Genomic DNA, 11371 nt, shown 5'->3' with positions numbered 1-11371 from the left:
GATACCGTTCCGTCACCGGCACCGCACGCCTCTCTGGCCAGTCCGCACTCAGCGCAATCCGAGACCTCGTCGACGGACGCTTCGCGGTCGCTTGATCGGCCTCATTGCCAACCACCTGAGCAGTTACGTTAATTCGACACAAATACATTGTATTTGATACGAAATGGTAATATATTGGTAATTACGAATAACAACAACGGGGGAGACATGCTCTATATCGAAATGCAATTGAGCGGAACCGTGAAGGTCTATGAGCTAAGCGATAAACTCGTTTTGCTGAAAGCCTATGTTCTGGCGAATGGCGAGTGCGTCAATCCCCCGGAAACCATAGACGACGCTATCGAATACATGAAAGCCGATTGCTACCGGCTTGAGATATTCGAGTGTTTCGAGGACGCCGAGGATTGGGCGGACACCTACACCAGCTTTCGCGCCGAGGAAGTCCGGGCCGAGCTTCGCCGCTTTGCCACCAGACGGGACGCCTTGACCGGGCAGGCTTGCGCCGTCGCCTAGACCTAGAAAGGGGATCAGCATGAACGAACAGGCAGAGCAGATCGAGGGGGCCGGGCCGCAATGCAGGGTCAAGCGACGCTATACGCGGAGGATCAAGCCGGTAACACCCGCCCAATTCTCGCAGCAAACCTATTGGGAAATCGCGGGCGAGGCCGACCGCCTTGAGGCGGAAATCTTATGCAGTCGCAACCCTGCCCTTGTGGACGCCTTCAAGGATTACTTGGTTGTTACCGCCATTATCCGGGCGGCCAAGCGGTTTAGTTAAGTTGTGGACAACGTATAAAAATAACAACTGACAGAGGGGGATTGATGAATGAGAACGACAAGGGACCAACCGAAAAACTGACCGCCGAAAACCTCACCCAAGAGGTTTACGACGCCTTCGCGGAGATCGCCAAGCGTCGCAATATGAGCGTGGAAGACCTGTTTTACCATGTCGTGCGCGAGACGTTTTGGCGCTTGAAGCGGGCCGACGCCATCAAGACCATTGAGGGCGGCAAGGAAGGCCCGCAGCGGCCGGGGCCGGGATCACAGCCAGCGCAACCCCAAAAACCCAAGCCATAGTTATGTTGTGGACAACGCGACAAACGCACAACCAGACCATTGCCAAGCAAAAAGGAGTTTTCAGCATGTCGATAGCCCTAGGAGTTTTGATAGCAGCCGCCGCGATGATGTTGAAGCGGCAGAAGGAGCCGAAGCCACGGACAGCGGCCGAGAAACAGGCCGCCTACGCCGCACGACGCCGCGCCTATACCGAGGCGTGGCTTGTGGCGAACATGGCCGCGTCAGCCCCCACAGGCCCGCAGCGGCCCACGTCGCCCCGTAGCACCCCGCAGCCGGGGCCGAAGCCATGAGCGATCCTTTTTTTGACGCCTACCAAGCGCACATGAAGACCTTGGGAACGGGGCGGTATTGGTATGCCCATCTAGCGAAGGTGTATAGCGGGCGACCAATCCAAGCCGGTTGTTCTGTTGAGTGCGATTCAATGGGGGACGCTTACCGGGCCGGGTTTGAGGAAATCAACGCACATCCCGAATGGTATAGCGGCTTTTTTATCTCGCGTGATCTATGCCCGAAGGAAGGTATTTATTTGCCCTACCTCGACACATCGAAGAAGCGGCAAAGTTTGCCTTACCGGATCGCGCCGCTTTCGGCGTGGCCGGAGCCAACGCCATGAGCGACACCCCTTTGACCTTTCAGGACGTGGCGGACGAGTTTCGCCGCATGGGCCTGCACATCGAGGCGATCCCCGGCGAATATGTGTTGAGCTACCGGGGCCGGACGGACTGCCCCACCTTGCGCGTGGAAGACCTCGCGGAAGCCCTCACCACGGGCCGCCAGATGGCCGAGAACCCCCCGCCGGATGCTTTGCCACCCTTGGGGCCAACAGGCCGCAGGCACAGCCGCAGGGGCAAGATGATGAAGCACAACCGATGGGTTGCCGCCCGACGCCGGGCGTTGACCCTGAAACGCATAGGGAAGCCATGACCGATTTTATCACCCGCCGCTATCAACGACCCCCCGCCGAGCGTTTCGCCCTCTTTGGCTTGCCCGACAGGCCGAACCGTTGCCCGTGCGGCAAGGATGGCGCTTTCGTGGACGGCCAGAACCTACAGGGCCAGCGCGGACCCTATTTCGTGTGGTGTCCCGATTGCAGCCGGAGCGGGCCGGAGAAGCCGACCTATGACCTCGCCCTTGCGTCATGGAATCGGGCAACCTGCCTACACGATTTTTCAGAAATCCGAGTTGTGGACAACGCCACCAGTTGACAACACGATTTGTTTATACTATGCTGTCAGCATGTTTAAACACTCTCTTGGGTGAGCCGCCATGACCAAGCAGAACAGCTTTCAATCCCGCGACGCTTGGCTTGAGGCCGCCACCAACGAGCTACGCCCGCACTACAAGACGGCGGGCTATCCGTTGCCGAAGGCGGTTCGTTTCTCCGTTGGCTTCCCCTCGACCGGCCGCAAGGGCAAGCGGATCGGGGAGCACTGGCACGCAGCGGCCAGCGCCGACGCCCACCACGAGATTTTCATTCGGGCCGATCAGTCCGACCCGGCGCAGGTTCTTGGCATCTTGGCGCATGAGCTTGTGCATTCGGCCGTGCCGGTAGGATCGGGCCACGGGCCAGTTTTCAAGAAAGCCGCCCTTGCCGTAGGACTTGAGGGGAAGATGACGCAGGCCATGCCGGGCGCGGTTTTCGCGGCGCGGCTGGCGGAGATCGCGGCCGAGCTTGGCCCCTTGCCACATGGCCGGTTGAACCTCGACCAGTCCGGCGACGACACCCCGAAGAAGCAGGGAACCCGGATGCTCAAGGCCGAATGCGAGACGGCCGCTTGCGGTTACACCGTCCGCATTACCCGCAAATGGCTGGACGCCTTGGGTGCGCCGTGCTGCCCCGCGCATGGCGCGATGGAGGTTGAGGGCTGGACTTGGGGCGAGGATGCCGAGGACGGGGAGGATTGAGCCGTGAAAGCGCCGCTTATCCTTTGGGCCGTTGGTTCGGCATTCGGCAAGATGCGTGAAGACGCCGGAGAGCACGACCTCAAGGCCCGCGTTGGCAAGGTTCGCCGGATGCTCGCTCAAATTGACGCCGATGTAGCGACACGGGGCGGCATGTTCATGGTCGATCATGAGCACCTACAGGCCGCCTTGTTCCACATCACCAGATGTCAGCAAGAAATGGGCGGCGGGCCGGGCTTCCTTCGGCGGTGGATAGGGTTTCCGGCGACCGTGTGGAGCTTGTTCAACATTCGCCGGGAAGCGGAGAGGGAATAGACCATGACAAAGAAAAACACCGGCAACGACCCCGGCATGAGCCGTTTAAACGCACTCGTTAAAGAGCACGGGTTTGCCCTCAAGATCGAGGGTGACACTTACATTTTTATTGACTTCACCGCGCACGGGTTAGCTCAGGCGCTTGCTTATGTGGAGGGCTTTCATAGCGGGTATGAACACGCGCAGGCCGATGCTTTCATGGCTGGATTGGAGGATTGAGCCATGAGCACGAACCGTCTTACCGACGCCGAAAGAGCTTCCTTCCTGATCGGGGAAGCCTTTCGCCGCGTCTTGACCGGCAAGGCCGACAGTCTGCCCGCCGGAGCCGTAGAACGGGCTTGGCAGAGCTATGGCGACGTTCTCACCGCCGCGTTGACGCCCGACGAGATCGACCTTGTGATGATAAACACCGGCATAACCGATCCGCGTTGGATCGACCTTGCCCCGCCGCTTCCGACCGGCGCAACCCACGATATTTTGCAGGACGATTTGCCCTTTTGAGCTAAGCGCGAGAGCGTAGGAGATTGGACCATGAAGCGATTCACGATTGAGGTTTCCGACCGGACGGCCGAGGCATTGGCGCAACTGTCACGCCATTGCAGCCAGAGCTACGAGGGGGCGAACACGCATGGCCCGCTCAGCATAGAGGGCTTGCTTGCCATGCTGGCCGAGGACGCGGCGCTTGTGATCGAGCGGCCGGGATCATGGGAAGGCGCGAACATGGCGCAGGTTTTCACGTCGCACGGCTACGAGGTTTAGAGGGTGTCCGCCATGACCGGGCCAGCCAAGAAACTGCGCCTTATCCGCTACACGGATGCAGCCGGGGCGTCATGGTCCGCGTTTGCCGCGTTGACCGACGCCGAGCTTGCCACCTTCACCGATAGCCCGAATATCGCCGCGTTGCATGACATGGGCCGGGTTGTGCATGTCGTCGCCGGAGAGCCGAGCGAGAGCGACCGCAAGGCCGCTGTTCAGGTGTTCGGACATGCCCACGGAAGCCGGGCTATCCCTCACGATTGAGAGCAAAAGAGAAGGGCCGAACCTTGTGGCCCGGCCCCCGGTATTACCCTTACGGTCATCGCCGTCCCCGGCTGTACCGTATCGCAACCCTACCAAACTCAGCACCAAAAGTCAAGATTCTGGCACTTCATTTGCAAATTACCCTTTTCAAATATCCTAGGGGGTGAGGCCGCTTGGCGGCCGAGGGCGCGCCGATGAGCGCCCTTGCTTTTTCTTTTAAACACCCGGCGCAGCCGGTCCGATTTTTCTTGCCTGTTTTGGCCTTCGGAGCGCGGACCTTTCGGCTTGCGCGGCTTCCCGGCGACGTTTCAACCCGAAACGGCTAAGTTCCAGATCGGACCAATAGGCGGCAATCGCCATGCTACCGAGTGCGTTTAAACGCTCTGGCGTTGGCGTTGGTTGATCCGCGTCTATGTGGATCAGGACGGCCCGCAAATCCTCTGGCGCGGTATCCGTCTTTTTGACCGGGCGAGCGTCGATCCGGCGAATATCGAAGCGCAGCAGGCCGGGCCGGTATTCCGCCATGCCAAGGTTCAGATCAACATGGAAGTCGAAGACGGGGAAGCCTTCAAACGTGGTGCGCTCGCGGTCGAAGACTATTTGATGCTCGTAAATGTTCATGCTCGACCCCTTCCACATTGACATTGATGCCCCCGGTATCGGAGGGCGTTTAAACGCTACTCCGCCGCAGTCTCGACCACTTGGAGCTTGGGCGGTTGTCCGAGCTTGGGTTTCCCATCCTCGCCAAGTTCGGGCAGCGACGGGAACAAGGCGCGATCACCGGGACGGGTGACGTATTCATTCAGGAGGTTGCCCAAGACCTTCGCAAATTCGCTCTTGGGGTTCTTGTCCATATGCTCGACAGCCAGCGCCCCGGCGATGACCTTGCGGCGCGTGTCGCTCTTGCGGACGGTTTCCTTTTCGCGTGCTTCGGCCGCCTTGAGTTGGGCGGCAATTTGCGCTTGTTTCTGGCGGAGGGCTTCGATTTTATCGGTTGGTTTCATGCGCGGCATTGTGTGTGACCTCCTAGGGCATTGTGGACAACACGAGGATACCACAGCAGCCACGGGAACGCAACGGAAAGCCTTGACAACCGGGGGTGCGTTTAAACGGCCTGTGCTTGCCCGTTGCGGATCAAGGGGATAGCGGGCATTTAGAGGGTCTATCCGGGCCTATGGTGTTTACCATGGAAAGCGGGCGGTGGATATGCTACCATCCCGAAGTATGAAGGGCGCACTTTAGCATTACCCTTCGGGCAATGCGTGCTTAGGCAGGAACAACGTGGCGGCGACTGGACATTTTCACTGTGAGGCAAAAGCGGTTTCTCGTGCAACCGGCCGTAGTGCCGTGGCCGCCGCTGCCTACCGTGCCGCCGAGAAGATCGCCGACGCCCGAACCGGCCTAACGCACGACTACACCCGCAAGCAGGGTGTCTTGCATTCGGAGATCATCGCGCCTCCCGGTTCGCCCGCATGGGCGAAAGACCGTGCCGCCGTTTGGAACGCGGCGGAGGCGGCAGAGGACAAGAGCACGCGGCGCGATACGGCAAAGACAGGCCGCGATTTCATCATTGGCCTGTCGCATGAGATCAGCCCGGAGGGCCGCCTTGCGGCCACGCGCCAGTTTGCGGAATATCTCGCCTCGACCTATGGCGTGGTGGTGGATTTTTCCATCCACGCGCCGGACGTTGACGGCGACCAGCGCAATCACCACGCGCATGTTCTGACCTCGACCCGGATCATGACCGACGCGGGCTTTGGCGGGAAGGTCCGCGAGTTGGACAGCCCGCGCACGAGCGGCAAGCATCTTGAGGCAATCCGGGCGAAATGGGCCGAGATACAGAACGCTGCCTATGAGCGCGAAGGCGTTGACGTTCGCGTTGACCATCGGAGCTATGTCGCGCAGGGGATCGACAAAGAGGCGACTATTCACCTTGGCCCATCGGCTTCCGCGATGGAGCGCAACGGCGAGGCGACCGACCTAGGCGACCGGAATCGGGCCGCCAAGGCTGGCAACGAGCAGAGGGAAAATCTTCGCGCCGAGTTTGACACGATCACGAATGAAATCCGCGACGAGGCGACGGCGCGGGCCGAGCGTCAGGCCGAGCGCGAGGAACGGGCGGCCGTTCGCACGCTCGACCCGGCGAAGGTGCTGGACGCGATCACGGAACGCCGTTCGACGTTCAGCCGGGCGGACCTAGACCGGCTTTTGCGGAGCGAGATTGAGGACAAGCGGGAGCGGGCCGAAGTCACCGACCGCATTCTTGTTCGGTCGGAGGTTATTGGCTTGCGCGAGACGGCGGACGCGCCGGTTTCCCGCTATACCACGCGGGCCGTGCTGGCGACCGAAATGCAGGCCATGCAGGACGCCCGCGCCTTGGCTGGCAACAGCAGTCACGGCTTGACGGACTGGCAGAAGGCGGAGGCGTTGGACCGGCACGCGCACCTTGACCACGAACAGCGTGCAGCCTTCGACCGGGCAACCGGGCCGGGCGGCTTTTCGATGATCGTTGGCGAGGCAGGCACCGGCAAGAGCACGACCATTTCGGCGGTGCGTGATGCCTATGCGGAGGCCGGTTATCGCGTCATCGGCATGTCGTGGACCAATCCGGTTGTTCACGAAATGAGGGATGACGGTTTTGCAGAAGCCGAGACGATCAAAAGCGAGCTTATGCGGGTTCAGCACGGATCGAGCATTTGGAACAATCGCACGGTCCTGATTGTGGACGAGGCGGCGCAGTTGTCCACGCGGGCCATTGCCGATTTGATGGCAGCGGCGCGGGCTTCCGGGGCGAAAGTGATTGGCGTAGGCGACGACGCGCAGCTTGCCAGCATCGAGCGCGGCGGGTTGTTCGGGGCGTTGCGTCAGGAACATGGCGCGGCCGAGCTTCACACTGTCCGGCGCGTCACGGACGCCGAGGAACGCCGGGCATGGAACCGGATGCACGAGGGCGATTTCCGCCCTGCCCTCGACCTGTTCGACCGCAAGGGGGCGATCACTTGGGCGCAGACGGCCGAGGAAGCCCGCGCCGCGCTTGTGGAGAAATACGCGGCCGACACGGCGGCCGAGCCGGGTAAAACCCGGTTCGTTTTCGCCAACAGTAACGCGGAGGTTGCCGAGTTGAACCGCGACTTGCGGACGCTGGCGGCCGAGCGGGGGCAGCTTGGCGCGGACTATCTGTTGAAGGGAACCGATGGCCCGGCGCACTATGCTAAGGGCGACCGGATCATGTTCACCGCATCGGTTGCCGATCCGCACATGCGCCGGGCGGGGTTCATCAATGGCGCGGCCGGGACCATCGACCAGATCGACGGCCAGCGCATTACCGTGACGCTCGACGGGAAGAAGGGACGGCCGGGCCGCACCGTCGCTTTCTCCGTTGGCGACAACGCCGAGGCGGGCGAGTTCAACAGCTTCCGCCACGGCTACGCCGGGACGATCTACAAGGGCCAAGGCCGGACGTTGGATCAAACCTATGTCCTGCATTCGGCCAGCATGGGCGCGGCTTCCAGCTATGTCGGTTTGAGCCGACACCGCGAGAGCGTGAACCTGTTCACGACGCGGGGCGCGGATGCTTGGATGATGGCGACCGGCGGGGTTGAAGGCTTGACCGAGCCGCAGCACAAGAGCGCGGAAAAGTCCTATGCCCGTTGGACGGAAGCCAAGCCGGAGCTTGCCGCCCGTCATGGTTTCGCTGATTACGTCAGCTATGTGCAGGATCAGCAGGCGAAGCGTGCGCCCGATCATTCGGGCGACCTCGACCGCCTCGCCCGGCAAATGGGCCGGGTTGAGGAACGCCGCAGCGCGTCGCAGTTCCACAGCGACGGCCGGAAGGACACCGGCAGCTTTGGCGACGCCGCACGCGGGGCCACAGGAAGCCCGCAGGACGGCCGCGAGACTCCGGCCGGGGCAATGCCGCAGGCGGGAGGCCAGAGCGGCCCCACGGCCCGCAGCGCGGCCATGGCACGCGGGATCGGCGCGAGGATCGCGGCGATACGAAACCCCTTCCGGCAGGCGCAGGCGCTCCACCGGGCGCATGTCCGCGACGCCGACGCCGTGCGGATCGCGCAGCTTGTCGCCAAGCGTGCGGCCGAGGAACGGGCGGGCGAGCACGCCACCCAACAGGCCGAGGCCCGCAGGCAGGGCCAGCTTGAGCGCGACCAGATGGCCCGCGACGTGATGGAGCGGAAGGCCGCAGGGGCACCAAAGGCGACCGAAACGCGGACCCCTGCCCCCGATCCGAAACCGGCGGCACAGGAGACGACGCGCCCGGCCGGGGAAACTACTGACATCACGGCGGATCGGATCGCCAAAGCAAAGGCAGCGGCCGAGCACGAAGCAGCCGAGAGGCCGGAGCGTGAACGGGGCCGGTTCCGAGATCGAGGCCGAACGCGATGACCTTGCCGGGCCTTGGGTTGCCCCCGGCGAGGACAGTAGGACAAAACCCGGCTCCGGCTCACACCGGCTAAATCGAGAAGCAAGGGCGACCAAGGCGGAGCTATTCGCCCGCGTTGCCGCGCCTTCGCGTCGTCAAGAAACTAACAACACGACAACAACAACAGGAAGGGGAAACACCTATGCAGGACGAACAACAAGGACCATCGCCGGAGACTACCTCAAGCTATGTCGAAACCCATTGCATGACGTGCGCCGCTGGATGGACGAGACGGGACGAGGAAGGGCGGTCAATCGTGGTGTGTCTGTTGAACCGCGAGCCGGTTTGGCCGGACATGGTGCATTGCAACCGCTACCAGCCGGACGAGGCGCTATCACCACATCCCGACGCGACGTAGCCAGCACGGCCGCACGGGGCCGCTACGCGGACCTTGGCGGCGAGCAGATCGAGCAGACGGCTTACGGCCGGGCGCAGGATGCCTATAACGAGATCATGGCGGGCTTGGGCGCGATGATCGCGGCGATCATGCAAGACGGCTCCCTGACCTACGCGCAGAAGATCGGGGCCGTCGCCGCCTTGCGGCAGACGAAGAAGGCCGAGGCGAAGGCGGTTCGTAGCCGGATCATTGCCGAGGAAAAGGCCAAGGTGAAGGCCCGGCGCAAGCGGGGCGGCCGGGGCAAAGGCCCAAGGCCACGCGGCCCCACGTTGCATTAGGCAGGTGCCACACGGCGGGACAGGCATCAAAAGGTTGGTCCGGTTTTTTTCGTGAAGAACGAAAAAACTTCCGGTCGCGCCGCGAAGGCGCGGCGCTTTTGACCCCTGCCCCTTTATGCGGCTGATACGGTCGTATCGCGGGAAAGGCTCCCGCAGGTTTCGTGATTGTGGCCTTCGGCCCGAATCACAGGAAAGGCTGTTTAGGCAGGGAGCAAGAGAGAAGCCGTCCTTTGGGGCGGCTTTCGCGTTTCAGGCGGCAGGATCATAGACCCATTTGCGACCGCAGGCCGAGGACGGGCATTTGACCTCGATACTGCCCCGATTGCCCGGCACGCGGACCTTTTGGCGACAGTGCGGGCAGGCGATTTCGGCCTTGCCCGCCGGTTGCGGTTTGTGGACGGCAGGAGCGGCCCCGGCCATTGAGCGGGCCGCTTCAAGCATCCGCTTGGTGTCCGGCATCCACTTCGCATCTTCCGGGTCCGGCAGGAAGGTTCGGAAATTCGCGCCGAGGTTGAACATGATGGCTTGCCCCATTTCCATGCGGGCCAAGCCCTTCCCCCAATATTCCGGGCCTTGCATGTGCGACCACCCGGAGGTTGTGCCGGAGGATTCGCTATGTTGCGGCCCGACACTTTGGCCGGTAGAGGCTCCGGTTGTGCGGAGCCAGTAGGTTCGCAGGCCGGAGAGCTTGGAGAGATAATCCCGCGTCGTTTCGTCTTGCGGGGCAAAGGATTGCGTTATCCCGGCATTGCCGATGAAACTTTCCCAACGCTCTTTATACAGGTCTTTGGCTTGTGACAGGTCTTGAAAGATCGGCCAGAGTTTTACGCCATATTCGCGCATCAAGGCCATGTTGCGCTCGATTACTTCCATGCGGCCGAGTTGTGCAAATTCATCGAGCATGAACAGCACCGGCACCCGTCCGCCCGTGGTGCGGATCAAGGGCATAAGCACGGCGGTAATTATCAACCGGAGCCATGTTCCATGCGTTTCGAGGTAGCGCGGCGGCAGGATCAAATAAATTGTCGTGGGTGCGCTTTTCATCACCCCGAAATCGTGGACGCCTTGGCGCAGATCACGTTGCACCGGGGCGCTATCGAGCCATTCGGTTTGCGTTTGCGCCGTAGACAGGATGCCGGTTAGTTCGCGGTTTTCCGGGCTGATATTGGCAAAGCGACTTAGCTTCGCGGCGATTGCCGGGTATTGCTTCCCGTAGAGATCAATATAGCCGGGTTCGGTTTCGACCCCATTTTTCTTGTCGTTTTCTATCTCTTTCTGACTTCTCTTGATGCATATCCCAAGAGCTTTTGCATCCAAGCCTAGGTGTTCCCGAACGTCCGTGAGGGTTGCATTGATCCCCTTATCGACCCTTAACGCCATAATCAGGCCCGCGACCAAGGCTTGCGCCGACTTGGAAAAATGCGGTTCGTTCCCTTCGATTTTGATCAAGGCTTCGGCTAACGCCTTGGCATCGTCGGGAAATTCGTCACCGTCAGGATCGAGCGCGGCGAGCGGGTTCAGACCCGCACTTTTGAGATAAGGCAGACGGTCTACGAGGCCGGGATGCTGCGCCGAGATCACGCCGAACGGGTCAAGGGTGATGATCCGGTTTCCTGCATCGTGGCGATGCTTGGCGGTTTGCACCGCGAGCGTCCCCTTGGGATCGACCACGAGCACAGACCAATCCGTCAGGCGGTGCAGGTTCGGCACGAGCAGCCGCCGGGTTTTGCCGGAGCCGTTCGGGCCAATGGTGATAATGTGGCGATCCGATTTGTAGCTGTAGCAGTCCCGCAGAATGTCCCACGGCAGATCGAGGGTGGAGAAGGAGGGGTGAAGGGTTTCGGGATCGTTGATCTTGTGGCCGAAGTAGATGCCCCCGTTTTTGGTCCAATCCGACATTAGATTTGTCCTTTGTGGCGTCTTGCTGTGCTGGCGTTGCAGACAACG

Annotated in this window: 17 protein-coding genes; 14 read left to right on the top strand and 3 right to left on the bottom strand. The window is 61.5% G+C overall.

What is annotated here, in order from left to right; all coding sequences use genetic code 11:
• The first annotated feature begins 207 nt into the window (after positions 1-207).
• The 12 genes from LDN95_RS20395 (at position 208) to LDN95_RS20340 (ending at position 4314) form a co-directional block, all read left to right on the top strand.
• Positions 208-513 (top strand): hypothetical protein, encoded by a 306-nt coding sequence (locus LDN95_RS20395; RefSeq protein ID WP_226019392.1) that lies wholly within the window; start codon positions 208-210, stop codon positions 511-513.
• Between the two features lie 19 nt (positions 514-532).
• Positions 533-778 carry a hypothetical protein gene (locus LDN95_RS20390; protein WP_226019391.1) on the top strand — a complete coding sequence of 82 codons (246 nt, stop codon included), beginning with the start codon at positions 533-535 and terminating at the stop codon, positions 776-778.
• A 44-nt stretch (positions 779-822) separates the two neighbouring features.
• Positions 823-1077, top strand: coding sequence for a hypothetical protein (locus tag LDN95_RS20385; RefSeq protein ID WP_226019390.1), 255 nt, complete (start codon positions 823-825; stop codon positions 1075-1077).
• 286 nt (positions 1078-1363) lie between these two features.
• On the top strand, positions 1364-1690 hold the full coding sequence (locus LDN95_RS20380) for a hypothetical protein (RefSeq protein WP_226019389.1): 327 nt from the start codon (positions 1364-1366) through the stop codon (positions 1688-1690).
• Positions 1687-2001: a hypothetical protein gene (locus LDN95_RS20375; protein ID WP_226019388.1), complete on the top strand. Its 315-nt coding sequence runs from the start codon at positions 1687-1689 to the stop codon at positions 1999-2001. Before LDN95_RS20380 ends, LDN95_RS20375 begins: the two co-directional genes overlap by 4 nt.
• Positions 1998-2282 carry a hypothetical protein gene (locus LDN95_RS20370; RefSeq protein ID WP_226019387.1) on the top strand — a complete coding sequence of 95 codons (285 nt, stop codon included), beginning with the start codon at positions 1998-2000 and terminating at the stop codon, positions 2280-2282. The genes LDN95_RS20375 and LDN95_RS20370 overlap by 4 nt, the downstream gene beginning before the upstream one ends.
• A gap of 61 nt (positions 2283-2343) precedes the next feature.
• Positions 2344-2982: a transcription elongation protein SprT gene (locus tag LDN95_RS20365; RefSeq protein ID WP_226019386.1), complete on the top strand. Its 639-nt coding sequence runs from the start codon at positions 2344-2346 to the stop codon at positions 2980-2982.
• A 3-nt stretch (positions 2983-2985) separates the two neighbouring features.
• Positions 2986-3294, top strand: coding sequence for a hypothetical protein (locus tag LDN95_RS20360; protein WP_226019385.1), 309 nt, complete (start codon positions 2986-2988; stop codon positions 3292-3294).
• A 3-nt stretch (positions 3295-3297) separates the two neighbouring features.
• Positions 3298-3513 (top strand): hypothetical protein, encoded by a 216-nt coding sequence (locus LDN95_RS20355; RefSeq protein ID WP_226019384.1) that lies wholly within the window; start codon positions 3298-3300, stop codon positions 3511-3513.
• A 3-nt stretch (positions 3514-3516) separates the two neighbouring features.
• Complete coding sequence (locus tag LDN95_RS20350; protein WP_226019383.1) at positions 3517-3795, top strand: hypothetical protein; 279 nt, start codon at positions 3517-3519, stop codon at positions 3793-3795.
• A gap of 30 nt (positions 3796-3825) precedes the next feature.
• On the top strand, positions 3826-4053 hold the full coding sequence (locus LDN95_RS20345) for a hypothetical protein (RefSeq protein ID WP_226019382.1): 228 nt from the start codon (positions 3826-3828) through the stop codon (positions 4051-4053).
• Positions 4054-4065: 12 nt separating this feature from the next.
• The gene (locus tag LDN95_RS20340; protein ID WP_226019381.1) at positions 4066-4314 is read left to right on the top strand and encodes a hypothetical protein; all 249 of its coding nucleotides are present in this window, start codon (positions 4066-4068) and stop codon (positions 4312-4314) included.
• Between the two features lie 216 nt (positions 4315-4530).
• Here LDN95_RS20340 and LDN95_RS20335 read toward each other — a convergent pair whose 3' ends face one another.
• Positions 4531-4935: a hypothetical protein gene (locus tag LDN95_RS20335; protein WP_226019380.1), complete on the bottom strand. Its 405-nt coding sequence runs from the start codon at positions 4933-4935 to the stop codon at positions 4531-4533.
• Between the two features lie 56 nt (positions 4936-4991).
• Complete coding sequence (locus tag LDN95_RS20330; protein ID WP_226019379.1) at positions 4992-5327, bottom strand: hypothetical protein; 336 nt, start codon at positions 5325-5327, stop codon at positions 4992-4994.
• A gap of 268 nt (positions 5328-5595) precedes the next feature.
• Between LDN95_RS20330 and mobQ the strand changes: the two genes are divergently transcribed.
• Complete coding sequence (mobQ, locus tag LDN95_RS20325; protein WP_226019378.1) at positions 5596-8712, top strand: MobQ family relaxase; 3117 nt, start codon at positions 5596-5598, stop codon at positions 8710-8712.
• Between the two features lie 259 nt (positions 8713-8971).
• Positions 8972-9424 carry a hypothetical protein gene (locus LDN95_RS20320; protein WP_226019377.1) on the top strand — a complete coding sequence of 151 codons (453 nt, stop codon included), beginning with the start codon at positions 8972-8974 and terminating at the stop codon, positions 9422-9424.
• Positions 9425-9673: 249 nt separating this feature from the next.
• Here LDN95_RS20320 and LDN95_RS20315 read toward each other — a convergent pair whose 3' ends face one another.
• Positions 9674-11323, bottom strand: coding sequence for a type IV secretory system conjugative DNA transfer family protein (locus tag LDN95_RS20315; RefSeq protein WP_226019376.1), 1650 nt, complete (start codon positions 11321-11323; stop codon positions 9674-9676).
• Between the last annotated feature and the right edge of the window lie 48 nt (positions 11324-11371).

It is taken from the genome of Novosphingobium sp. FKTRR1 (assembly GCF_020404405.1).
Classification (GTDB): Bacteria; Pseudomonadota; Alphaproteobacteria; order Sphingomonadales; family Sphingomonadaceae; genus Novosphingobium.
This window is presented reverse-complemented; position numbering and strand designations above follow the sequence as displayed.